We start from the raw sequence: 23217 nt of genomic DNA, 5'->3' as shown, positions 1-23217 counted from the left end.
CAGGTCCCAGGTGCGAGCACGGGCCGCCCCTCCGGCCGGAGGGGCGGCCCGGCGCGTGCCGGGCGGTGTCCGGTGGGCGAGCGGGGTCACATCGTGGCGAGGTTCCGCGGGGTCCGCACGCGGCCTATGGTCGGGATCATGTTCGCTGCCTATGCCGCACGTATCGACCGTGACCAGCCGCTGAGCGGCCTTGAACTGGGGGAGCGCCCCGAGCCGGAGACACGGCCCGGCTGGACCACCGTGAACGTCAGGGCCGCCTCGCTCAACCACCACGATCTGTGGTCGCTGCGCGGTGTGGGCCTCGGTGAGGAGTCGCTTCCGATGATCCTCGGCTGTGACGCGGCCGGGGTCGACGAGGACGGCAACGAGGTCGTCGTCCACTCCGTCATCGGCCAGAGCGGACACGGTGTCGGTCCCAAGGAGCCCCGCTCCATCCTCACCGAGCGTTACCAGGGCACCTTCGCCGAGAAGGTGACCGTCCCCAGCTGGAATCTGCTGCCCAAGCCCAAGGAGCTCTCCTTCGAGGAGGCCGCCTGCCTGCCCACGGCCTGGCTGACCGCCTACCGGATGCTGTTCACCAACGCGGGGGTGCGCCCCGGCGACAGCGTGCTGGTCCAGGGCGCCGGCGGCGGTGTGGCCACCGCCGCGATCGTGCTGGGCGCGGCGGCCGGCCTTCGGGTGCTGGCCACCAGCCGTGACGAGGCCAAGCGGGCCCGCGCCGTCGAGCTGGGCGCCGAGGGCGCGTACGCACCGGGGGAGCGGCTGCCGCGCCGGGTGGACGCCGTGATCGAGACGGTGGGCGCCGCGACCTGGTCGCATTCGGTGAAGTCCCTCAAGCCGGGCGGCACCCTGGTGATTTCGGGCGCCACCAGCGGCCCCGACCCCAAGGCCACCGAGCTCAACCGGATCTTCTTCCTGGAGCTGAAGGTCGTCGGCTCCACGATGGGCGGGAAGGACGAGCTGGAGGACCTGCTGAGCTTCTGCGCCGCGCGCGGTGTACGGCCGGTGATCGACTCGGTGCTGCCGCTGGACCGGGCCCGGGAGGGGTTCGAGAAGATGGCGGGCGGCGATCTGTTCGGCAAGGTCGTGCTGACGGTCTGAAATATCCCGTCGGTGTCCCCGGCCACAATGCGGGCCGGGGATTCGCGAGGGAATTCGATTTCGTCCCGTGGATGCCGTCCGCTTACGTCCCGCGGACGCGGTCCGCGTCGAGAGGACGGAGACCGTGTCGGGCATATGCCGGGGGCGTAGTGCGAAACCCGTACGGCGTTCTACCGGGCCTCGCGCTCCGGCGAATTCGCGGAATTCGGCGGTGCCTCCAACGGCCGTACGAAGCTCCGCCGGAAGCGATAGGAGCGGGCCGAGGCGCCCACTCGTCCGGGGAAGTCGCGCACCCGGTCCCAGGCGGATGAGCCGCCGCGCGGCCCATCCGCCGCCAGGGCCGCCTCATACGCCTCCGCACCGGTCCAGCGGGCGTAGTTGAGCACCCGGGCGCGGTCGGTGCGCAGATGGCGCTCGCCGTCGACGATCAGATGGAAGTCGGCGGTGAGCAGGCCCTGGTCGGGCTCGCTCTCCAGCGCTTCGATGACCAGGTCGACCCAGGACCGGCGGAGCCCGGGAGCGGGCTCGTCGAAGTCGATCTCGACCACGACGATCAGCCCGGGGTCCTGGGCGCCGCCCTGGGCGGCCGGTGCCTGGAAGCCGCGGTAGTGGCGGTAGGAGGAGAGGCCGAGCCGCTCGATGCCCGGGACCGCGCTGTCGATCGCGTCGTTGCGCTCCTGGCGGTGGGTCCGGACGAAGGCGTGGTACGCGGCCTCGTCGGCCCACTGGGAGTGGTGCATCAGCGTATCGCCGTCCGTACCCGCGTAGACGTTGTACGAGAGCAGCTCGGGTGCCGGCCAGGGGCGGCCGTCCCAGGCGGCGGCGATGGCGTCGACCGCGGCCCGCTGCCGTTCCGGTGTGCCCACGCTCCAGGTGCTGAAGAGCGCGGCGCCCACATCGGGCCGGGTGAGGTCGGGCAGCGGACCGGAGCTGGTCAGGGCGGACATGGCGGTCTCCTCGCGGTCGGGAGAATGCGGTGCGGACAAGGGGATCGGGGTCGGAGGGGCGCCCCCGTGGCGCGCCCCTCCGACCCCGATCCTGGAACTTCAACCGCGGTTGAGGTCAAGCGGACGACCGGGCCCCGGACGATCGACGGCAGGTCGGGGCACCCAGCTAAGCGCCTAGCCGCGTTCGCCCCGCAGCAGCGCGGTGATCCGCGCTGCCGTCGCCCCCAGCTGACGGTGCGCCTCGGCCAGCTGGGCGTCGGTCACCCCGTGGTCGCGGGCCGCGTCGCGGATGTCGTCGCGGAGCCGGTCGAGCAGCCGCTCCAGATCGCGGGCGGGGGCGCCCGAGGGGGTGAAGTCCCTGGCCCACTCGGGCTCCCGTACCCCGGCCGCGCCGCTGTCTCCGGCCGGCTTCCGCTCCTCGTGGCCGCCCTCCGGCTTGGTCATGTCCACCCGCTCGACCGTGACCTCCGGCCCGCCCATCACATCGTCCCAGCCCCAGTCCGAGCGCGAGGTGCCCTGCCGGGAGATCCGGCTCATACCGCGCGACACCTCGGCCAGGCCCTCGCGTACCGCCCGCTGCCAGTCGCCCGCCCGGATGTGATCCTGCGTCTGCTCCTGAACCCGCCGGGCTATCCGCTGGACCTCCTCGCGTGCGAAGTCCTGCGCGTCCTTGGCCTGCTTACGGGCGCGCTGGGCGTCCTGCCGGGCCCGCCGGCTCTCCTCCTTCGCCCGGCGCGCCTGCTCCTTCCACTCCTCCCGCGCGCGCCGCATCTCCTCCTTCGCCTGCCGCCAGGTCTCCTTGTCGCCCCACTGCCCCTCCCACGGGCCGTGCTTGTCCTGCTTGTCCTGGGCGCCGCCCTTGTCCTGGGCGCCGCCGGAGGTACGGGCCCGCTGGGCCGCCTCCCGCATCTCCCGCCGCAGATCGCTCGCGGAGCCGCGGACGTCCTCGCGGATCTCGGCGGCGAGTTCGGCGACCGACTCGCGGATCTCCAGCTCCAGATCGGCCAGTTCACCGCCGCGGTCGGCCAGTTCGGCGCGCCCGGCGTCGGTGATGGAGTAGACCTTGCGGCCGCCCTCGGTGGTGTGGGTGACCAGGCCCTCGGCCTCCAGCTTGGCCAGCCGCGGATAGACGGTGCCGGCCGAGGGCGCGTACAGCCCCTGGAACCGCTCCTCCAGCAGGCGGATGACCTCGTAGCCGTGGCGCGGCGCCTCGTCGAGCAGCTTGAGCAGATACAGACGCAGTCGGCCGTGGGCGAATACGGGGGGCATCAGAGGACCTTTCCCTGGGTGCCGTCGGTGGTGTCCGTGTCCTCCTCGGACGGTGGACGGCGCAGCAGCGCGATGGCGCCCGAGACGGTGGTGGCCTTGAGACTGCCATTTCCCGCGCCGAGCCGGCCGGTGATCCTCTTGGCTCCCCACTGACCGCTGACCCGCAGGTCCTCGAAGCCGTTGGAGACCGAGCCGCTGGCCGTGTTGGCCTCCACCTCGGCGTCGGCGGGGTGCGGCAGCCGGATGGCGATCTCGCCGGAGACGGTGGTGAGGCGGATGTCGGAGCACCGCGGGGCGGGGGCCAGGTCGAGCACCATGTCCCCGCTGACCGACTCGGCCCGTACCAGGGGCCCCGAGCCCTCGACGACGGTGAGGTCGCCGGAGACGGAGTGGAACCGCAGATCGCCGGTGACGGCCTGTGCCTCGACCCGGCCGGAGACGGTGTCGGCCTGGACCGGCCCGGTCAGCCCGAGCAGGGTGAAGTCGCCGGAGACACCGCGCAGTTCGGCACGGCCGGTCAGCCCGGAGACCACGGCGGAGCCCCCGACGACGCCGATCGTGGAGCTGGTGCCGGCGGGCACGGTGAGGGTCACATGGGCGGTGCGGTTCCACTGCCCGAGCCACTTGCGGAAGCCCTTCCAGGACAGGTCGTCGTAGCCGACGCTCAGGGTGCCGTCGGTATGGCTGACCTTCAGCGGTGGGCCGTCGATCTCCGAGACCTCGAGGCGGGCGGGGCCGGGGGCCGCGCCGACCACATTGACCGTGCCGCCCACGATGCGTACGTCGAGAGTGGACACCGGGTCGTCGAAGGTGAGCTTCTGTGGCGCGGTGATCGACCACTGTGATCCGGCTGACATCCCTGGCCTCCCCTGGCTGGACGGTGCGCCCCTGACCGGATGTGCGCGCGCCGCCCTTGACCGGACGTGCGTCCGCCATCTGGACGCAACATATCGTGTCTCCTGCTCAACACGATATATCGCGGCAGCGCGGAGTCAAGCCCGGTCCGGACCCCGGGCGGGGTGCCGGGGACCGGGATCCCGGAGCCGCGGTCGGTGATGGATCCGCTTCCACACCCCCGCGCACCTGCGCACAATCACGTGAGCGGGTGGCGGACGCGGCGACAGATGCATGGCACAGTCATCGTTTCCCGGCGGGCCGAATCGCCCTTCTTCAAGAAAGTGATCCACCGTGGGAATTTCCGCTAGAGCTTCGCTAGAGCCCTGGTAGAGCGTCATGGAGACATATGTTTGAGGCTGTTACCTTCGTGGCCTCGGAATCGGGAAGGAAGAGGGGCCGTGGGGGGAATGACGTCACAACCCTGGAAAACCTCGGTACCAGAAGAAGGCGCGGAGCCGCCCTCGGTTGCCCGGTTGCTCTTGCGGGCCGCCCGTGACCACGCCCATTCGGGGGTGCGCTATCTGACCGGGCCCACGGCGAGTGAATCCGTGCGGCAGTCCTATCCGGAACTTCTGGAATCGGCCCTCGGGCTTCTCTCCGCACTCCGGGACCGCGGATTGCGGCCGCGGGACAAGGTGGCCCTCCTGCTGGACCGCCAGCCGGAATTCCTGACGGTCCTCTGGGCCTGTCTGCTGGGCGGCTTCGTGCCCTGCCCGATGGTGCCGATCACCGGCGACCCGGCCCGCTGGGCGGCCCAACTCGCCCATGTCAACGGGCTGTTGGACGGCCCCCTGCTGGTCACCACCGAGACGACGCGGGCCGAGCTGCCGGAGGTTCCCGGGCTCGCGGTGGCCGCCGTGGAGGAGCTGCGGGAGGCCGGGGGCCCCTCCGGTGCCGAACGCGACCGGGAACCCGCCGTGCACTCCGCGGCCCCGGAGGACCTCGCCCTGCTGGTGCTGACCTCCGGCTCCACCGGGAATTCCAAGGCGGTCATGCTCACCCATGGAAATATCCTGGCGTCCATGGCAGGAAAGGCGGGGAAACAGCGGCTCACCGCCGCCGACACCACCTTCAATTGGATTTCCTACGACCATGTGGCCGCGCTTTTGGAAGCGCATATGCTGCCGCTGTACGTGGGCGCCGAACAATTGCATGCGGAAGCCTCGGTCATTCTTGAGGAGCCGCTGCGGTTCCTCCGTATCATTTCCCGTCACAAGGTCACGATGACCTTTACGCCGAACTTCCTCCTCGGTCCGCTGAATTCCTCCGTGCAGGAGATCGCGGAGGAGATATCGGCGGGCGGTGAAGGGCTCGATCTCAGCACGCTGCGCCATATCGTCAGCGGCGGAGAGGCGAATGTCGTGGCGACCGGCGAGGCATTCCTCGCCCATTACGCTCCGTACGGTCTGCGGGAGGGCGCGCTCTGGCCCGCCTTCGGGATGACCGAGACCTGCGCGGGCAGCATCTACAACCGCGCGTTCCCGGTCACCGACGTGGGCGAGGAGTTCGCCAACCTCGGCACCCCCGTCGAGGGGCTGCGGATCCGGGTCGCCGACGACGACCACCGGGCGCTACCCGCGGGCGAGATCGGCGAGCTCCAGCTCAGCGGGCCGATGATCACGACCGGCTACTACAACAACGCGGAGGCCACCGAGGAAGCCTTCACCCCCGACGGCTGGTTCCGCAGCGGCGACCTGGGCCGGATCGACGAGGGCCGGCTGACCCTCGTCGGGCGCAGCAAGGACAGCGTCATCGTCAATGGCGTCAACTACTTCAGCCATGAGATAGAGGCCGCCCTGGAGCAGCTGGACGACGTCGTGAGCGGCTATGTCGCGGCGTTCCCGACCCGCCGCCCCGGCAGCGACACCGAGCAGCTGGTCATCGCCGTCAGCCCGGAGCCCGCGGACGACGACGAGGCCGGGCTGTACCGCATGATCACCGCGGTGCGCTCGACCGTCGTGATCCACTGGGGCTTCAGACCCTTCCTCATCCTGCCGCTGCCCAGGGACGCCTTCCCCAAGACCAGCCTCGGCAAGACGCTGCGCCGCAGGATGCGCCAGCGCCTGGAGTCCGGCGGCTACGACGATGTCATCGAGCGGGTCGCGGAGCTGACCACCCGCCGCCTCGGCGGCCACACCCCGCCCGAGGGCGAGACCGAGCGGGTCCTGGCGGAGATCTACGCCGAGATGTTCGACACCGTCCCCGAGCGGATCAGCGCCACCGCCGGCTTCTTCGACCTCGGCGGCACCTCGCTGGACATCCTGCGGCTGCGGCGCCAGGTCCACCGGCGCCTCGGGGTCGCGGACCTGCCGGTCATCACGGTGCTCACGGCGCCGTCGGTACGGCAGCTCGCCGCCCGGATCGCGGGCGGCGGCACGCACCACGCGGCCGAGTACGACCCGGTCGTACCGCTCCAGACCGGCGGCGAGAAGACCCCGCTGTTCTGTGTCCACCCCGGCGTCGGCGAGGTCCTGGTCTTCGTCAACCTCGCCAAGTACTTCGTCGGCGACCGGCCGTTCTACGCGCTGCGCGCCCGTGGCTTCAACGAGGGCGAGAAGCCCTTCACCAGCTTCGAGGAGATGGTGGAGTGCTATGTGGAGGCCATCCGCGCCCGCCAGCCGCACGGCCCCTACGCCATCGCCGGATACTCCTACGGCGGCGCCGTGGCCTTCGAGATCGCCAAGGCGCTCGAGGCCCAGGGCGAGCGGGTCGACTTCGCGGGCAGCTTCAACCTCCCGCCGCACATCAAGTACCGCATGGACGAGCTCGACTTCATCGAGACCGCGACCAACCTCGCCTTCTTCCTCGACCTGATCAACAAGAAGCAGTCGCTCGACCTCCCCGCCGAGCTGCGCCCGCTGCCCCGCGAGGAGCAGCTCGCGCATCTGCTGCGGATCGCCCCGCGGGGCCGGCTGGACGAACTCGACCTGGATCTCGGGAAGTTCACCGCCTGGGCGGAGCTGGCCCACGGGCTGACCACGCTGGGCCGCGACTACCACCCCGGCGGCACCACCCGTTCCATGACCGTCTTCTACGCGATCCCGCTGCGCGGCACCAAGGAGGACTGGCTGGCGAACGAGTTGCGCAGGTGGGACGAGTTCACCACCGAGCCCAACCGGTATCTGGACGTCCCCGGTGAGCACTACACCCTGATGGGCCCGCGCCATGTCGCGGCCTTCCAGGCGGTGCTGCGCAGGGAACTCGACCGTGCGCTGGGCGACGCCGACCAGGCCCGGACCACGAGCCGGGCATAGGCCGCCCGGCAGGGCCGGACACAGGCCCGGCAGGGCCAGGCACGCGGGCCCCCGCGGGCCGGGCACAAGGACCCATGATGGCCAGGCAAAGGGAGAAGAGCAGGGTGGAAGGCAAGAAGATCCTGGTCACCGGGGCCACCGGGCAGGTGGCCCGGCCGGTGGCCGAGGCGCTCGCCGGTCGCAACGAGGTGTGGTGCCTGGGCCGGTTCGGCACTCCCGGTGTCGAAAAGGAGCTGACCGACCAGGGGATCACCACATTCCACTGGGACATGAACGACCAGGGCCCGGCGGCGTACGAGGGGCTGCCGGACGACTTCACCCATGTCTTCCACTCTGCGGTGCGCCGCGGCGAGGACGGCGACGTCAACGCGGCCATCGAGGTCAACTCGGTGGCCACCGGCCGGCTGATGACCCACTGCCGGAGCGCCGAGGCGTTTCTCTTCGTCTCCACCGGGGCGCTCTACAAACGGCAGACCCTCGACCACGCGTACTCCGAGGACGACCCCGTCGACGGAGTGGCCGACTGGCTGCCCGCCTATCCGGTGGGCAAGATCGCCGCGGAGGGCGCGGTACGGGCGTTCGCCCAGGTGCTGGGCCTGCCGACGACCATCGCCCGGCTCAACATCGCCTACGGCCCCGGCGGTTACGGCGGGGTGCCGATGCTCTACTTCAAGCGGATGCTCGCGGGCGAGCCGATACCGGTGCCCATGGAGGGCCAGAACTGGTGCTCGCTCCTCCATACCGACGATCTGATCGCCCATGTCCCCCATCTGTGGCAGGCCGCCTCGACTCCGGCCACGCTGGTCAACTGGGGCGGGGACGAGGCGGTCGGGATCACCGACTGCGTGCGCCATCTGGAGGAGCTCACCGGGGTACGGGCCCGGCTCGTGCCCAGCGAGGTGACCCGCGAGACCTATCACTTCGACCCCACGAGGCGGCGCGAGATCACCGGCCCCTGCCGGGTGCCGTGGCGCGAGGGCGTACGGCGCACGCTCCAGGCGCTCCACCCCGAGCACCTTCCGTCCTAGCCGCGGCACACCGCCGTCCGAGGAGTGGCGAACACCATGGCATCACCGAACATCGAGGCCATCCGCGCCTCCTACGCGGGTTTCCGCGACCGCGACATCGAGGGGATCCTGTCCGGTATGCACCCCGATGTGGAGTGGGTGCATCCGGAGGGGATGGCCAAGTACGGGCTCGGCGGCACCAAGCTGGGCCATGCGGGGATCAAGGAGTTCCTGGCCCATGTGCCCACCGTGCTGGGCGGGATGCGGCTCGAGCCGAAGGAGTTCATCGAACAGGGCGACCGGATCGTGGTGTTCGGCACCCGTGAGGTGACCTCGCGCCGTGGGACGACCGTGACCCTGGACTTCGTCCACTCGTGGACGATGCGCGACGGCAAGGCGGCGAGGATGGAGGACATCTTCGACACCGTGGCGTTCCATGAGCTGATCGAGAGCTGAGCGAGGGCTGATCGAGAGCCTCCATGACGGCCTGCCCGCTTCCCGCGCCCGAGAAGCGCGGGAAGCGGGCGGAGACGTCTTATGGGCCGAGGTCTCAGACCGTACGGAAGACCTCGTCGTACTCCAGGCGCGGCAGCCGCCCCATCCAGGCGTCGGGGCCCGGCTTGCCGATGTTGACCACACAGACCGCCGTGTGCCGACCGTCCTCGAAGAACTCCTTGGAGACTGCCGCGTGGTCGAAGCCGATCATGGGCCCGGCGGCGAGCCCCGCGGCGCGCACGCCCAGGATGAAGTAGCCCACCTGGAGCGCCGTGTTGAACCGCGCCGATCCCTCCCGGACGTCCGGGTCGGCGAAGAACGCCTGCGGGTTCTCCATGAACGGCACCAGCCGCGGCAGCTCCTCATGGAAGTCCAGGTCCGCGGCGAGCACCGCCACCAGCGGCGCCTTGGCGGTCTTCTCCTGGTTCCGCCCCGTCATATGCGCCACCAGCCGGGCGCGCGCCTCCGCCGAGCGCACCAGGACCGCCCGCAGCGGCTGCTGGTTCATCGAGGTGGGCGCGTACTTGACCAACTCGTGGATCGCGCGGACCTGCTCCTCCGTGACCGGCTCGTCGGTGAAGGTGTTGGCCGTCCGGGCCTCCAGGAACAGCTGCCGCTGCGCCTCCGGCGCCAGGGTGAGAGGGCTCAGGGCCCCGCTGTTCTCCGGTGCGCTCATCGAGCTCTCCTTTGATGAATTAAATGGACTGGACGGGCTAGTCCACTGCGGTAAACGAAGGCTAGACTCACAAGTCCATCGAGGGCAAGACCGGCTCGGAGCGAGGAGGTTGGGCCGTTGCGGACGGACAGCGGTCCCCGGCGCAGCGCCGCGGGACGACCCGCGGGCCCCCAGCCCGCCAAGCGGCAGGCGATCTTGGAGGCGGCCGTGGCCGTCTTCCTGCGCGAGGGATACAACCGGGCCAGTGTGGATGTCATCGCGGACGAGGCCCGCGTGTCCAAGCAGACCGTCTACAACCACTTCGGCGACAAGGAACGGCTGTTCATCGCCGCCGTCGAGGAGGAGCGGGAGCGGGTGGCGGCCGGTTTCGCCGCCGGTTCCCCGTACGTCCTCGGCCCGGACGGCGCCGCGAACGCCGAGGCGTACGACGGCGGCGACGCCCGCGCCGCGCTGATCGCCTTCGGCCACCGGGTGCTCGCCGTGCTCCTCGACGAACGGGCCTCCGCGCTGCGCCGCCTGGTCATCGCCGAGGTCGCCCGCCACCCGTCGCTGCGCCCCGCGTGCGCGGAGGGCGAGCCCCAGCAGCTGGTGAAGTATCTCGCCGAGATGCTCGGCCGGCGCAGCAGCCGCGGCGAGCTGAGCGTGCCGGATCCGGCCGCCGCCGCCCACCAGTTCGTGGCCCTGGTCGTCCAGCAGGGCCTCTACCAGTCGATGTACGGTACGCGCCCGCTCGCCGACGACGAGGCCGCCGCCATCTATGAGAGCGCCGCCGACCTGCTCGTCCGCGCGTACCGCCCATGAAGCCCGAAGAGAGGTGCCACCCATGCGGGTGAGCGTGCTCGGACCGCTGACACTCGGCCTCGGCGCCCGCTCCGGGGTGCCCAGCGCGATGAAGCCGCGCAAGGTCCTGTCGCTGCTGCTGCTCAACGCCGGCCGGATGGTGCCGGTGCAGTCGCTGATGGCCGAGCTCTGGGGCGATCAGCCGCCGCGCACCGGGCTGACCACGCTCCAGACGTACATCCTGCATCTGCGCAAGCTGCTCGCCGAGATGCTGGGGATCCCCTCGGCCACCGTCACCCGGGATGTGCTCCAGACCCGGCCCGGTGGCTACGCCATGGTGGTGGAGCCCGGTGAGCTCGACGTCCATGAGTACCGCGACCTCGTCGCCGAGGGCGAATGCGCGCTGGAGGTCGGCGACGAGCGGACGGCCGACACCTCCTTCCGGCGGGCGCTGGCCCTCTGGCAGGGCCCGGCCCTGGTCGACGTCACCCCGCACGGCCGGCCGCTCCAGGCGGAGGTCGCCCGGCTCGAGCAGTCGCGGCTCACGGTCACCGAGCGCGGTATCGAGACCCGGCTGCGGCTCGGCAGCCATCTGGAGGTGCTCAGCGACCTCGCCTCGCTGGTCGTGGAGCACCGCTTCCACGAGGGCCTGCACGGGCAGTACATGCTCGCCCTCCACCGCTCCGGTCAGCGCACCCGTGCCCTGACGGTCTATCAGCGGCTGCGGACGGCGATGACGGAGGAGCTGGGTCTCGAGCCCTCGGCGAAGCTCCAGCGGCTCCAGCAGGCGGTGCTGGTGTCCGACCCCCGGCTGGACCACGAGGCGGGGGCGCCGGGGCGCGGTCCGGTGGTGGCCTGAGGGGCGGCCACCGGGGCCGCGGCGCCCGGACGTCCCCGCCCGGGGACTCGCGCCCTCGGCCGGGGCCGCCCTTACCCGGGGCCGCCCTCAGCCGTCAGATGTCGTCGTCTTCCTCGTCGAGCCGGGCCAGCCAGGTCGCCAGCCGCTCCACCGGGACCTCGAAGTCCGGGTTCAGGTCGACGAACGTCCGCAGTTGCTGGGCGAGCCACTCGAAGGTGAACTCCTCGTCGCCGCGCCGCTGCTCCAGTTCCTCGATACCGCGATCGGTGAAGTACAAGGGTCGCTCCGGAGGGGGTGGTGTGGATGTGCCAGCCCAGGATATGCGGCCGTACGACCCGGTGAGCGACCCGAGGGCCCGCCGGGGTTGACGTTGACGCATGCGTCAATGTTTACGGTTCATCGGCATGACAGACATGACAGCCGCACACTTCCACGGCAAAGCGGTGATCGTCACCGGTGGGGGCACGGGGATCGGGCGGGCCACGGCGCGGACCTTCGCCGAGCAGGGCGCCGAGGTGCTGGTGGTGGGCCGTACGGCCGACAGACTCGCCGAGACGGCCGCCGAGGCACCGGGCATCCAGCAGCTCGCGACCGACGTCTCGGCCCCCGGCGCCGCCGAGCTGATCGTGAACACCGCGCGGGAGGCGTTCGGCCGGATCGATGTGCTGGTCAACAACGCCGCCGTGGTCCGGCAGACGCCGCTCGGGGACGCCGAGCGGGAGGCCGCGGAGGAGATGCTCGCCGTCAACCTGCTAGCCCCGGTCCACCTCACCCACGCCGCCCTTCCGCATCTGAGCGAGACCGCCGGGGTCGTGATCAACGTCAGTACGGCGATCGGCCAGCGCGGCTGGCCGTTCACCGGTGGAGAGCTGTACGCGGCGCTGAAGGCCGCGCTGGACACGCTGACGCGGAGCTGGGCGGTGCAATTCGCCCCGAGCGGGGTGCGCGTGGTCGGGGTGGCCCCCGGCCCCATCGCCACCCCGATCGGACAGCACCAGGGGCTCGACGCCGAGCAGATCGAGGCCCTGCGGACGACGCTGATCGAGCATGTGCCGCTGCGGCGGGTCGGCCGGGCGGAGGAGGTCGCCTTCTGGATCGCCCAGCTCGCCAGGGCCGAGGCGGGCTACACCACCGGTGTCGTGCTGCCCGTGGACGGCGGGGCGCTGGTCGGCTGAGCGCTCCGCCGGAAGTGCGCTCCACCGCGAGTGCGCCGAGCTTCCGTCGATCCATGGGTAGTGTCGCCGTATGCGGATAGGGGAGTTGGCGAAGGCCACCGGTGCCACCACCAGGGCCCTGCGCTTCTACGAGGAGCGCGGGCTGCTGAGCTCGGCCCGCGCGGTCAACGGCTACCGGATCTACGACGAGCGGGCCATCCGGCGCGTGGTCAACATCCGCTATCTGCTGGACGCCGGGCTCACGCTGGAGGACGTCGAGCACTTCAGCGCCTGCCTGGACGGCGATCTGCCGAACAGCCCGCCCTCCGAGGCCGGGCTGAACGTCGGGCGCCGCCGCCTGAGCGTGCTGGACGAGCGGATCGCCACCCTCGCCCGGGTGCGCGACGAACTCGCCGAGCGGCTCGCCGTCGCCTCCGGTGACCGGGCCGCGATCACTCCGTCGTCCTGCTGAGCAGCCAGGACACTAGCGCGCGTACGGCGCCGGAGAGCACGGCGGCGGTGAGGGTCAGGAGGGCGGGGCGGCGGCGGTTCGGCATCGTGACCTCTTTCGTGAAACCGGCTTTCGTGAAACCGGCGAAGGCGCCGGGGGTACGTTTCACGATGTGCGGGCTCTGGGGCGTTGCGGCAGCCCGCACGCGTTGCAGGGCGGCCGCAACGGGGGAGGGGCGACCATGGAGGACGGACCCGTCGGCGGGGAGCTGGTGCCGGAGCCGGGGGCGGCGCGGCGGATCGGGGATCTGAAGCCGATCCCCGAGCAGGTGAGACCCGAGTGCCGGGCGCTGGCCGAGAGCCTGCGGGAGCTGTTCGGCGCGGTCGGGGTGTCGCTGCGGGTCTTCGCCGTACGGCTGCACTACGACGCGGGGACCGTCTCGCGCTATCTCAACGGGACCGTGGTGCCGCCCGCCGAGTTCGTGGACCAGCTCCTCACCCATGCCGCCAAGGCCACCGGACGGCCCTCCTCGACCGAGGTGATGGCCCATGTGCACACCCTGCAACGGCGGGCGTTGCAGGCCACCAACAAGGTCGGCTGGGAGCTTCAGCGGCTGCGCGACCAGCTCGCCGACGCCGACCGGCAGCGCCAGCAGGCCGAGGTGCGCGCGGACGCGCTCTCGGAGGCGTTGCTGGTACGGAAACAGCGCATCGCGGAGATGGAGGTCGAGCAACGGCGGATCGCGGTCGCGGCGGCCGACCGCGAGGCCCGGAGCGCGGAGCTGGACCGCCTTCGGCAGGAGCGCGAGGACCTGACGGCCGAACGGGACCGGCTGCGGGAAGAAGTCGCCCGCCTTCAGGACGCGTTGACCCAGGCCCGGCGGCAGGCGCTGGACGCCGAGCGCCGGTGCGAGGCGCTGGAACACCAGCTCCAGACCGAGGAGGAGGCGGCCGGGGCGAAGGCCGCCGCCGAGGACCCGGTCTCGCACCGGCTGTGGCTCGCCGAGGAGCAGGCCATCGCCGCCGAGGAGCGGGCCCTGCGGCTGGCCTCGGAACTCGCCGAACTGCGCGCCCGGGGCACCGGTGCCTACCTCTGGCGCCATGACGACCCGGACGGGCCGCGCCCCGTCGCCGGTGGGTCGCGCGAGCGCCGCGCCACGCCGTTCGAGGAGCGGGCGCCGGACGGCCCGGCTCCCGTCGACATCAGCTATGTGGCGGCGGACCGCTCCTGGGCGGAGTGGCTGGGCCGGACCCTGGAGGCGTGGGGGCCGCGGGTCGCGCTGTGGCTCTGGGAACCCTCCTCCCCCGCGTCCGTACGCGACCTCCACCCCGACAACGGCCCGCACGTCCTGGTCGTCAGCGAGCACTTCCGCGCCGCGGGGCGGCACGCGGGCATCGACTGGGACGCGGCGATGCGCGAGCTGCGCCGCGAGGGTGTGCTGGCCGCCCTGGTCGACGACGTCCCGCTGCCCTTCGTCGGCGAGGTCGAGGCGCTGGAGCTGCGGGGCGTGAGCGAGGCCGAGGCCAGGAGCCGGCTGCTGACCCGATTCGACGGGCCCGCGCGGCGGGGGCCGCGCTTCCCGTCCGCGCTGCCCGCCGTCTGGGACGGTGTGCCGCGGCGCAACCCCCATCTCACCGGGCGCGCGGAGCCGCTGGCCGCGCTGCGGAAGCGGCTGACCGCCGCACCGGCCGACACCGCCGTATGCGCCCTGCTCGGCCCGCCCGGTATCGGCAAGACACAGCTCGCGGCCGAGTACGCGCACCGGTTCGGGCCCGAGTACGACATCGTGTGGTGGGTCCGCGCGGACGGCCGCACCGCCGCGCGCGAGCGCCTCGCTGAACTCGCCCCCGCCCTGGGCCTGAGCGGCGGCGGGTTCGGGGAGCGCGTCCGGGCGGTGCACGACGCTCTGCGCCGCGGGCGGCCGTACGCCCGCTGGCTGATCGTCCTGGACGGGGCGGACGACCCCGACGCGGTCGCGGACCTGCTGCCGTCCGGGCCCGGCCATGTGCTGATCACCTCGCGGAACCGGGCGTGGGGCACCCACTACGCCGAACTGCTGGATGTGCCGCCGCTGCGCCGCGAGGAGAGCGTCGCCCTCGTCCGCCGCCGCGCGCCCGGCCTCGACGGCGACGCGGCGGCGCTGCTCGCGGAGGCGGTGGAGGACCATCCGCTGTTACTCGATCAGACGGCCGGCTGGCTCGGCGAGTCGATCGTGCCGGTCGGCGACTACGTCGAGGCGCTGCGCGAGGGCAGGACCGAGGACCTGGGCCTCAAGCTGGCGGCCGCGTATCCGCTGTCGTACCCGGTGGCGCTGAGCATCCAGCTCAACCAGCTCAGGGAGACCGTGCCGGCCGCCATCGACCTGCTCCGGCTGTGCGCCCACTTCGCGCCCGGGCCCGTCCCGCTGGACCTGCTGCGGGCCGTGCCGCTGCGCGAGCTGTCCGTCCCGCTGGCCGAGTTGCTCGACGACGACCTGCGGTGGCATGCGACGGTCGGCGCGCTCGCGCAGTATTCGGTGGCGCGTCTGGAATCCGCTGCGCTGTGCCTGCCCCGCGCACTCCAGCAGGCCGTACGGGCGTCGATCGCCGGCGCCGAGCGCGAGTCGTACGCCCGGGTCGTCCGCCTGGCGCTGCGGCAAGCGGACCCCGGCACCCCGGACGACCCCGCCGCCTGGCCGAGCTACGCCCGGCTCGTGCCGAACCTGGAGCCCTCGGGCGCGCTGGACTCACCGGATCCCGTGTCGCGCGAGCTGGTCGTCGGATTCCTCACCTATCTGACGCTGAGCGGCGACTACGCGACGGGTGAGCACATCGCGGAACGGGCGACGGGCAGCCACCCGGAGCTGGCCACCCGTCGTGCCGCGCTGCTGCGCGAGACCGGGGACTACGCCGCGGCGGAGGCGCTGGACCGGTCGGTCCTGGAGAGCCTGACCGAGACCGACGCACCGGGCCGATGCGTCGCCATGGCCAGGCTGGCCGCGGACCTCCGGGGCCTGGCCCGCTACGCCGAGGCACACCAGCTGGCCTGCCGACAGCGTGATCTGTGCGCCGCGAGCCGCCCGGAGGACGGTGCGGAGGCGCGGAACGCCCAGCGCGGCCTGTCCCGCTCACTGCGCATGCTCGGCTCCTACACCGAGGCCGCGGAGCTGTCCCGGCAGGTGCTGGACAGCGCGCGGGCCCAGCTGGGCCCGACGGCGCTGGTGACGCTGGCCTGCGAGACGGAGCACGCGTACGACCTGCGGCTCTCCGGCCGTCACCGGGATGCCCTGGAGCTTCAGGTGCCCAGCGTCGATCGGCACGTCGCGGTGCTGGGCGCCGGGCATCCGCTGAGCCTGGCCGCCGAGTACCACGTGTGGCTGTGCGGCGGACACGGCGACGTCGACGACATCCACGGCCTGTTGCGACGCGCGGCGGACCTACTGGGCGAGGGCGCACCCACGACGCTCATGATCGCGACCGGGGTCACCCGCGCCCTCCGGCGCGAGGGCCACCTGACCCGGGCCGGGGAGGCCGCACTGGAGACCGCGAACCGCTACCGGGCCGCCCTGGGGGAGCGGCATCCCTACACCATCGGGGCGCGCGCGAACCACGCGCTCACGCTGCGTACGGACTTCGCGGTACGGCTTCTGGACACCGCGCTCATGGACATGACCGCCGCCGTCGGCGAGCACCACCCCTGGACACTGGGGATCGCGCTCAACACCGCCGCCACGTACCACGCGACGGGGCGGCACCAGGACGCCTGCGCGCTGAGCCGCGAAACCGGGCTGCACGCCGCCGAGGCGCTGGGCGAGCGGCATCCGCTGGCCCTGTTGGCCCATATCGGTCTGGCCGCGGACCTGCGGATGATCCGCGGCGGGCGCGACGAGGCGGACGTGATCGAGGAGGTGGCCCTCGGCGGTCTGGCCGCCGTCTTAGGACCGAATCACCCCGAGACCGCGGCGGCCCGCAAGCGCATCCGCCCGGTCTGGGACTTCGAGCCGCTGCCGGTCTGACGCGGCCGAACGGCCGGAAGGCCAGGCCCCTCAGGGGACCTGGCCTTCCGGGACGGACGGGGCGAATCAGATCTCGAAGACCTCGCTCACCAGCGCCCCCTGCTCCGACTGGTGCCGCTTGTTCGACCCCACCGCGGGCGAGGACGAGTGCGGGCGGGAGACCCGGACCAGCCGCTCGGCGGCGGGGACATCCGCGCCGACCGACAGCTCCAGGTGGTCGATCAGGTTGAGCGCGACGAACGGCCAGGCACCCTGGTTGGCCGGTTCCTCCTGCGCCCAGACGAACTTCTGGACGCCCGAGTACTTGGCGATCTCGGCCTGGAGCTCCGCGCCCGGCAGCGGGTACAGCCGCTCCAGGCGGATGATCGCCGTGTCGTGCGCACCGCGCTTGTCCCGCTCCGCGGCCAGGTCGTAGTAGACCTTGCCGGAGCAGAAGACCACCTTGCGCACCGCGGCCGGGTCGGCCGTCTCGTCACCGATCACCGGGCGGAACGAGCCGCTCAGGAACTCCTCGGTGCTCGACGCCGCGGCCTTCAGACGCAGCATCGACTTCGGGGTGAAGACGACCAGCGGCTTGTGGTGCGGGTTGTGGACCTGCCAGCGCAGCAGGTGGAAGTAGTTCGACGGCAGCGTGGGCGCGGCGACCGTCATGTTGTTCTGCGCGCACAGCTGGAGGAAGCGCTCGATACGGGCCGAGGAGTGGTCCGGGCCCTGGCCCTCGTAGCCGTGCGGCAGCAGCAGGGTGACTCCGGAGGTCTGGCCCCACTTCTGCTCGGCCGAGGAGATGAACTCGTCGACGATGGTCTGCGCGCCGTTGACGAAGTCACCGAACTGCGCCTCCCACATGACCAGCGCGTCCGGGCGGGCCAGCGAGTAGCCGTACTCGAAGCCCATCGCCGCGTACTCGCTCAGCAGCGAGTCGTAGACGTTGTACCGCCCCTGGTCCTCGGTGAGGTACAGCAGCGGGGTGTAGTCGTCACCGGTCTCGCGGTCCACCAGCACCGCGTGGCGCTGGCCGAAGGTGCCGCGGCGGGAGTCCTGGCCGGCGAGCCGGACCGGGGTGCCCTCCATCAGCAGCGAGCCGATGGCGAGGGTCTCGCCCATGCCCCAGTCGATCGAGTCGTCCTCGATCATCGCCGCGCGCCGCTGGAGCTGCGGGTACAGCCGCGGGTGGACGGTGATCCGGTCGGGGATGTTGACCTGGGACTCGGCGATCCGCTTGACGACCTCCTGGGAGACGGCCGTCTGGACGGTGACCGGGAACTCCGGCTGCGGCTCGGGGACATGGGCCGGGGCCGGGGCCGAGACCGCGTCGCGGACCTCGGTGAAGACCTTCTCCAGCTGGCCCTGGAAGTCCTGGAGCGCCTGCTCGGCCTCTTCCAGCGTGATGTCGCCGCGCCCGATCAGCGACTCGGTGTAGAGCTTGCGCACCGAGCGCTTCTTGTCGATCAGGTCGTACATCAGCGGCTGGGTGAAACCGGGGTTGTCGGTCTCGTTGTGGCCGCGGCGGCGGTAGCAGATCAGGTCGATGACCACGTCCTTGTTGAACGCCTGGCGGAACTCGAAGGCGAGCCGCGCGACGCGCACGACGGCCTCCGGGTCGTCGCCGTTGACGTGGAAGATCGGCGCCTCGATCATCCGCGCGACATCCGTGGCGTACATCGAGGAGCGGGACGCGGCCGGGGCGGCGGTGAAGCCGACCTGGTTGTTGATCACGATGTGCACGGTGCCGCCGGTGCGGTAGCCGCGCAGCTGCGACATGTTCAGCGTCTCGGCGACCACGCCCTGGCCCGCGAAGGCCGCGTCGCCGTGGAGGGCGACGGGCAGCACCGTGAAGTCGGTGCCGGCCTTGCCGATGATGTCCTGCTTGGCGCGGACGACGCCCTCCAGGACCGGGTCCACGGCCTCCAGGTGGGAGGGGTTCGCGGTCAGCGAGACCTTGATCTGCTCGCCGTCCAGGCCGGTGAAGGTGCCGTCGGCGCCCAGGTGGTACTTGACGTCGCCGGAGCCGTGCATGGACTTCGGGTCGAGGTTGCCCTCGAACTCGCGGAAGATCTGCGCGTACGACTTGCCGACGATGTTGGCGAGGACGTTGAGCCGGCCGCGGTGGGCCATGCCGACGACGACCTCGTCCAGGCGCGACTCGGCGGCCGCGTCCAGCACCGCGTCCAGCAGCGGAATGACGGACTCGCCGCCCTCCAGGGAGAACCGCTTCTGGCCGACGTACTTGGTCTGGAGGAAGGTCTCGAACGCCTCGGCCGCGTTCAGCCGGCGCAGGATGCGCAGCTGCTCCTCGCGCTCCGGCTTGTCATGGCTGCGCTCGACGCGGTCCTGGATCCACTTGCGCTGCTTGGGGTCCTGGATGTGCATGAACTCGATGCCGGTGGTGCGGCAGTACGAGTCGCGCAGCACGCCCAGGATGTCGCGCAGCTTCATCATGGTCTTGCCCGCGAAGCCGCCGACCGCGAACTCGCGCTCCAGGTCCCACAGGGTGAGCCCGTGCTCGATGATGTCCAGGTCGGGGTGCTTGCGCTGGCGGTACTCCAGCGGGTCGGTGTCGGCCATGACATGGCCGCGGACCCGGTAGGAGTGGATCAGGTCGAAGACCCGCGCCGCCTTGGTGACATCGTCGTCGTGGCTGACGTCGATGTCCTTGAGCCAGCGGACCGGCTCGTACGGGATGCGCAGCGCCTTGAAGATCTCGTCGAAGAAGTCGTTCTCGCCGAGCAGCAGCTGGCTCATGATCCGCAGGAACTCGCCGGAGGCGGCGCCCTGGATCACCCGGTGGTCATAGGTGCTGGTCAGCGTCATGACCTTGGAGATGCCCAGCTTGTTCAGGGTGTCCTGGGAGGTGCCCTGGAACTCGGCCGGGTACTCCATGGCGCCGACGCCGACGATCAGGCCCTGGCCGGGCATCAGCCGCGGCACCGAGTGGACGGTGCCGATGCCGCCGGGGTTGGTCAGGGAGGCCGTGACGCCGGTGAAGTCATCCATCGTGAGCTTGCCGGCGCGGGCGCGGCGGACGATGTCCTCGTACGCCTGCCAGAACTCGAAGAAGTTGAGGGTCTCGGCCTTCTTGATCGCCGCCACCACGAGCTGGCGGTCGCCGTTGGGCTTGACCAGGTCGATGGCGAGGCCGAGGTTGATGTGCTCGGGCTTGACCAGGGTCGGCTTGCCGTCCTTCTCGGCGAACGAGTGGTTCATCGAGGGCATCGCCTTCAGCGCCTGCACCATGGCGTAGCCGATCAGGTGCGTGAAGGACACCTTGCCGCCGCGGGCGCGCTTGAGGTGGTTGTTGATGACGATGCGGTTGTCGAACAGCAGCTTGACCGGGACGGCGCGCACCGAGGTGGCCGTCGGCAGCTCCAGCGACGCGTTCATGTTCTTCGCCACTGCGGCGGAGGGACCGCGCAGCGTGACGAACTCGGGCCCGGCGGCGGGCGCGGCGGGCTCCTTCTTGGAGACCGTCGGCTCGGCCGGGGTCGGCTTGACCGGGGCGGGCTTGGCCGGAGCCGCGGGGGCGGCCGGGGCGGCCTTCGCGGCGGGGGCCGCGGGCTGCGCCGCCGCGGGCTTCGGGGCAGCCGGAGCCGCGGCCGCGGGCTTGGCGGCCGGGACGGCGGGCTTGGCCTCCGCCGGCTGGGCCGCGGCGGGCTTGGCCGGGGCCGCCGGGGAGGCGCTCGCGGCTACTGCCTGTGGTGGCGCGGCCACCGCGGAGCCGGTGTCCTGACCCGGCTTGTAGTCGGCGAAGAAGTCCCACCAGGCTCGGTCGACCGAGTTCGGGTCCTGGAGGTACTGCTGGTAGATCTCGTCGACGAGCCACTCATTGGGGCCGAAGGCAGCGGCAGGGTTACTTCCCTGCCCGTCCTGTTCTTCGGTCGAGACGCTCGAGGTGTTGGGGGACTGTGGCGACACGGCGGCAACCGCCCTCTTCCGCTTCCTAAGGTGGTGGACAGCGGGAATAAAGGCTACGCCTTCTGGACCCTTACGTGCAGGTCGCACTGGTCATCGTCGTGCAAGTCACATTGATTGGCGGGTTTCAGCGCATGTCCGACCGGGAAACACACGGGGTTTCGTGTGTTTCCTCGGGCGCGGAGCAGCAGACGTGCACCCCTGCCGCTCGTATGTGCGCGACAGGTTCGATTTTACTTCAGCTTTGATCTCAGGGGGTGCCTGGTTTGGGTTCCGGTGCCGGTCCGGGGATGCTGACCTTGATCCGGCAGCCGCGCGGGGACTCCGCCACCCCTATCCGCCCGCCGTGCAGATCCACCGCCCAGCGCGCGATCGCCAGTCCCAGGCCGGTGCCGCCGTCGCTGGCCGGGCCCGGCCGCCGCCGGCCGTCCGCCGAGCCGTCCGGGGAGAGCCCGCCCCGGTTGAACCGCTCGAAGACGCGGTGCCGCTCCGCCTCGGGGATGCCGGGGCCCTCGTCCAGCACCTCCAGCTCCAGGCTCTCCGGGCCCTCGCCGCGCCGAGCGCGCACGGTCACCCGGCCGTGCGCCGGGCTGTGCTTCACCGCGTTGTCGATCAGGTTCGCCATCACCTGGTGCAGCCGCTCGGCATCGGCGTGGGCGGTCAGCTCGGGCGGGGAGACGTCCAGGTTGAGATGGACGTCCTTACGGGTGTGCGCGCCCGAATGGGACTCCGCGCCCTTGGCCATGCCGGCCTCCTTGAGGATCCCGGCCAGATACGGCCAGACCTCGAACCGCCGCGCGTGCAGCGGCACCACCCCGTTGTCGAGCCGGGAGAGGTCGAGCAGCTGATCCACCAGGCGGCCCAGGCGCTGGGTCTGCTTCAGTGCGACCCGCATGGTCTCCGGATCGGCGTCCGACACCCCGTCCACCACGTTCTCCAGCACCGCGCGCAGCGCCGCGATCGGGGTGCGCAGCTCATGCGAGACGTTGGCCACCAGCTCCTTGCGGTGGGTGTCCACCGCCTCCAGGTCGGCCGCCATCCGGTTGAACGCGGACGCCAGGTCGCCGAACTCGTCCCGGCGCTGCGCCGCCCGCACCCGCCGGGTGTAGTCGCCGTTCGCCATCGCCCGGGTGACGGCGGTCATCTCGTCCAGCGGGGCGGTCAGCCCGTTCGCCACGAACTGGGTGATCAGCAGCGAGGCGATGATCGAGAAGATGGTGATGACGCGCAGCTCGGTGTCGGAGTGCATCGCCGCGAAGACCAGCAGCGTGGTGATGATCACCGAGCCGACGACCAGCGCCCCCAGCGCCGCCTTGACCGAGCGGTACGGGTCGAAGGGGCGCAGCGCCTCCCAGATCCGGGCCCAGGTGGCGCGGGACCACGCCCGGCGCCCCTTGGGGTCCCCGGGCATCCGGCAGACCTTGGGGACCCTGCGCGCCCAGCCCCCGGGAGCCCGGCGGGCCCAGCGTCCGGGCGCCCGGCGGGCGGCCTTCCGTGCCCAGTCCTTGCGCGTCCAGCCCTTGCGCGCCCAGCCCTTGGGGGCCCGGCGGGCCCAGAGCTCGGTGACCCTGCGTGCCCAGAGGGCCCTCTTCATGCCGCCGGGGTCTCCAGGGCGTAGCCGACGCCGTGCACCGTACGGATCCGTTCCGCGCCGATCTTCCGGCGCAGCGCCTTGATGTGGCTGTCCACGGTGCGGGTGCCCGAGGCGTCCGCCCAGTCCCACACCTCGGCCAGCAGCTGCTCACGGGAGAGCACCGCACGCGGGGTGTTCGCCAGACAGACCAGCAGATCGAACTCGGTCGGGGTGAGGTGCACATCCGAGCCGCGCACCCGCACCCGCCGCTGGGCGTGGTCGATCTCCAGCTCGCCCAGGCGCAGGATCCCGCTGCGCGGGGTGTGCGCGGCCAGCGCCGCCCGCTCGACCCGCCGGAGCAGCACATGCACCCGGGCGGCCAGCTCGCGCATGGAGAACGGCTTGGTCATGTAGTCGTCGGCGCCGACCCCGAGCCCCACCAGCATGTCGGTCTCGTCGTCGCGCGCGGTCAGCATCAGCACGGGCACCGGCCGCCGGGCCTGTACTCTGCGGCAGACCTCGAGACCGTCGAAGCCGGGCAGCATCACGTCGAGAACCAGCAGATCGGGCTGCCACGCCTCGGCCGTGTCGACCGCCGCCGGACCGTCTCCCGCCGTCTGGACCTGGAACCCCTCGGCACGCAGCCGGGCCGCGATGGCGTCCACTATGGTCGGATCGTCCTCGACGACGAGGACCCGGCGCTGTGCGCCAGGGGTGGTCGTGGCGGTCCCGTTGTGACCGTTGTGAGTCTGCTCCATACGCCCGCCCCTGCGTCTTCCGGTGAAACCCGCGGCTCGCGCCTGGTCATCGCTCAGCCGCGTTTGGTAGGCAAGCAAGCGTAAAGCCAGCGT

17 protein-coding genes are annotated in these 23217 nt (G+C 71.6%); 9 read left to right on the top strand and 8 right to left on the bottom strand.

What is annotated here, in order from left to right:
• The first annotated feature begins 138 nt into the window (after positions 1–138).
• A complete protein-coding gene (locus AB0E24_RS01720; RefSeq protein ID WP_069873289.1) occupies positions 139–1101 on the top strand; it encodes a zinc-binding dehydrogenase in 963 nt (320 codons plus the stop codon).
• Positions 1102–1271: 170 nt separating this feature from the next.
• On the opposite strand, the gene AB0E24_RS01715 is transcribed toward AB0E24_RS01720, so the two are convergent.
• From AB0E24_RS01715 to AB0E24_RS01705, 3 genes are all read right to left on the bottom strand, one after another.
• Positions 1272–2048 (bottom strand): antibiotic biosynthesis monooxygenase, encoded by a 777-nt coding sequence (locus AB0E24_RS01715; protein ID WP_359374359.1) that lies wholly within the window; start codon positions 2046–2048, stop codon positions 1272–1274.
• 174 nt (positions 2049–2222) lie between these two features.
• Positions 2223–3317, bottom strand: a complete 1095-nt coding sequence (locus tag AB0E24_RS01710; protein ID WP_069873199.1) for a PadR family transcriptional regulator — start codon at positions 3315–3317, stop codon at positions 2223–2225.
• Positions 3317–4174: a DUF4097 family beta strand repeat-containing protein gene (locus tag AB0E24_RS01705; RefSeq protein WP_102937297.1), complete on the bottom strand. Its 858-nt coding sequence runs from the start codon at positions 4172–4174 to the stop codon at positions 3317–3319. Before AB0E24_RS01705 ends, AB0E24_RS01710 begins: the two co-directional genes overlap by 1 nt.
• Before the next feature lie 447 nt (positions 4175–4621).
• Between AB0E24_RS01705 and AB0E24_RS01700 the strand changes: the two genes are divergently transcribed.
• The 3 genes from AB0E24_RS01700 (at position 4622) to AB0E24_RS01690 (ending at position 8931) form a co-directional block, all read left to right on the top strand.
• The gene (locus AB0E24_RS01700; protein WP_359374355.1) at positions 4622–7468 is read left to right on the top strand and encodes an AMP-binding protein; all 2847 of its coding nucleotides are present in this window, start codon (positions 4622–4624) and stop codon (positions 7466–7468) included.
• A gap of 77 nt (positions 7469–7545) precedes the next feature.
• Positions 7546–8496 carry an NAD-dependent epimerase/dehydratase family protein gene (locus AB0E24_RS01695; RefSeq protein ID WP_093705238.1) on the top strand — a complete coding sequence of 317 codons (951 nt, stop codon included), beginning with the start codon at positions 7546–7548 and terminating at the stop codon, positions 8494–8496.
• Positions 8497–8532: 36 nt separating this feature from the next.
• Positions 8533–8931 carry a nuclear transport factor 2 family protein gene (locus AB0E24_RS01690; RefSeq protein WP_093705234.1) on the top strand — a complete coding sequence of 133 codons (399 nt, stop codon included), beginning with the start codon at positions 8533–8535 and terminating at the stop codon, positions 8929–8931.
• A gap of 94 nt (positions 8932–9025) precedes the next feature.
• Here AB0E24_RS01690 and AB0E24_RS01685 read toward each other — a convergent pair whose 3' ends face one another.
• Complete coding sequence (locus AB0E24_RS01685) at positions 9026–9646, bottom strand: malonic semialdehyde reductase (RefSeq protein ID WP_069873207.1); 621 nt, start codon at positions 9644–9646, stop codon at positions 9026–9028.
• A 117-nt stretch (positions 9647–9763) separates the two neighbouring features.
• Between AB0E24_RS01685 and AB0E24_RS01680 the strand changes: the two genes are divergently transcribed.
• Together AB0E24_RS01680 and AB0E24_RS01675 are read left to right on the top strand one after the other, a co-directional pair.
• Positions 9764–10447 (top strand): TetR/AcrR family transcriptional regulator, encoded by a 684-nt coding sequence (locus AB0E24_RS01680; RefSeq protein WP_069873209.1) that lies wholly within the window; start codon positions 9764–9766, stop codon positions 10445–10447.
• A gap of 22 nt (positions 10448–10469) precedes the next feature.
• The gene (locus AB0E24_RS01675) at positions 10470–11285 is read left to right on the top strand and encodes an AfsR/SARP family transcriptional regulator (protein ID WP_069873212.1); all 816 of its coding nucleotides are present in this window, start codon (positions 10470–10472) and stop codon (positions 11283–11285) included.
• Between the two features lie 94 nt (positions 11286–11379).
• Here AB0E24_RS01675 and AB0E24_RS01670 read toward each other — a convergent pair whose 3' ends face one another.
• The gene (locus AB0E24_RS01670) at positions 11380–11562 is read right to left on the bottom strand and encodes a DUF6104 family protein (protein WP_069873214.1); all 183 of its coding nucleotides are present in this window, start codon (positions 11560–11562) and stop codon (positions 11380–11382) included.
• Between the two features lie 127 nt (positions 11563–11689).
• Here AB0E24_RS01670 and AB0E24_RS01665 point away from each other — a divergent pair, with 127 nt between their 5' ends.
• The 3 genes from AB0E24_RS01665 (at position 11690) to fxsT (ending at position 16884) form a co-directional block, all read left to right on the top strand.
• Complete coding sequence (locus tag AB0E24_RS01665; RefSeq protein WP_206333304.1) at positions 11690–12460, top strand: SDR family NAD(P)-dependent oxidoreductase; 771 nt, start codon at positions 11690–11692, stop codon at positions 12458–12460.
• Positions 12461–12530: 70 nt separating this feature from the next.
• A complete protein-coding gene (locus AB0E24_RS01660) occupies positions 12531–12911 on the top strand; it encodes a MerR family transcriptional regulator (RefSeq protein ID WP_099014949.1) in 381 nt (126 codons plus the stop codon).
• Between the two features lie 220 nt (positions 12912–13131).
• The gene (gene fxsT, locus AB0E24_RS01655) at positions 13132–16884 is read left to right on the top strand and encodes an FxSxx-COOH system tetratricopeptide repeat protein (protein WP_359374350.1); all 3753 of its coding nucleotides are present in this window, start codon (positions 13132–13134) and stop codon (positions 16882–16884) included.
• Positions 16885–16950: 66 nt separating this feature from the next.
• On the opposite strand, the gene AB0E24_RS01650 is transcribed toward fxsT, so the two are convergent.
• The 3 genes from AB0E24_RS01650 to AB0E24_RS01640 form a co-directional block, all read right to left on the bottom strand.
• Positions 16951–20796 carry a multifunctional oxoglutarate decarboxylase/oxoglutarate dehydrogenase thiamine pyrophosphate-binding subunit/dihydrolipoyllysine-residue succinyltransferase subunit gene (locus AB0E24_RS01650; RefSeq protein ID WP_359374347.1) on the bottom strand — a complete coding sequence of 1282 codons (3846 nt, stop codon included), beginning with the start codon at positions 20794–20796 and terminating at the stop codon, positions 16951–16953.
• A gap of 247 nt (positions 20797–21043) precedes the next feature.
• Complete coding sequence (locus tag AB0E24_RS01645) at positions 21044–22204, bottom strand: HAMP domain-containing sensor histidine kinase (protein WP_069873295.1); 1161 nt, start codon at positions 22202–22204, stop codon at positions 21044–21046.
• 179 nt (positions 22205–22383) lie between these two features.
• Entirely contained in the window at positions 22384–23124 is a 741-nt protein-coding gene (locus AB0E24_RS01640; protein WP_014054863.1) for a response regulator transcription factor, read from the bottom strand.
• Positions 23125–23217: the final 93 nt, after the last annotated feature.

It is taken from the genome of Streptomyces malaysiensis subsp. malaysiensis (genome assembly GCF_040653035.1).
Lineage (GTDB): Bacteria > Actinomycetota > Actinomycetes > Streptomycetales > Streptomycetaceae > Streptomyces > Streptomyces malaysiensis.
This window is presented reverse-complemented; position numbering and strand designations above follow the sequence as displayed.

Coding starts and splice junctions, on each gene's coding strand:
- AB0E24_RS01710 (WP_069873199.1), bottom strand. CDS start 3,317: ATGCCCCCCGTATTCGCCCACGGCCGACTGCGTCTGTATCTGCTCAAG.
- AB0E24_RS01720 (WP_069873289.1), top strand. CDS start 139: ATGTTCGCTGCCTATGCCGCACGTATCGACCGTGACCAGCCGCTGAGC.
- AB0E24_RS01640 (WP_014054863.1), bottom strand. CDS start 23,124: ATGGAGCAGACTCACAACGGTCACAACGGGACCGCCACGACCACCCCT.
- AB0E24_RS01675 (WP_069873212.1), top strand. CDS start 10,470: ATGCGGGTGAGCGTGCTCGGACCGCTGACACTCGGCCTCGGCGCCCGC.
- AB0E24_RS01690 (WP_093705234.1), top strand. CDS start 8,533: ATGGCATCACCGAACATCGAGGCCATCCGCGCCTCCTACGCGGGTTTC.
- fxsT (WP_359374350.1), top strand. CDS start 13,132: ATGGAGGACGGACCCGTCGGCGGGGAGCTGGTGCCGGAGCCGGGGGCG.
- AB0E24_RS01700 (WP_359374355.1), top strand. CDS start 4,622: ATGACGTCACAACCCTGGAAAACCTCGGTACCAGAAGAAGGCGCGGAG.
- AB0E24_RS01695 (WP_093705238.1), top strand. CDS start 7,546: ATGGCCAGGCAAAGGGAGAAGAGCAGGGTGGAAGGCAAGAAGATCCTG.
- AB0E24_RS01645 (WP_069873295.1), bottom strand. CDS start 22,204: ATGCCCGGGGACCCCAAGGGGCGCCGGGCGTGGTCCCGCGCCACCTGG.
- AB0E24_RS01665 (WP_206333304.1), top strand. CDS start 11,690: ATGACAGACATGACAGCCGCACACTTCCACGGCAAAGCGGTGATCGTC.
- AB0E24_RS01705 (WP_102937297.1), bottom strand. CDS start 4,174: ATGTCAGCCGGATCACAGTGGTCGATCACCGCGCCACAGAAGCTCACC.
- AB0E24_RS01715 (WP_359374359.1), bottom strand. CDS start 2,048: ATGTCCGCCCTGACCAGCTCCGGTCCGCTGCCCGACCTCACCCGGCCC.
- AB0E24_RS01660 (WP_099014949.1), top strand. CDS start 12,531: ATGCGGATAGGGGAGTTGGCGAAGGCCACCGGTGCCACCACCAGGGCC.
- AB0E24_RS01685 (WP_069873207.1), bottom strand. CDS start 9,646: ATGAGCGCACCGGAGAACAGCGGGGCCCTGAGCCCTCTCACCCTGGCG.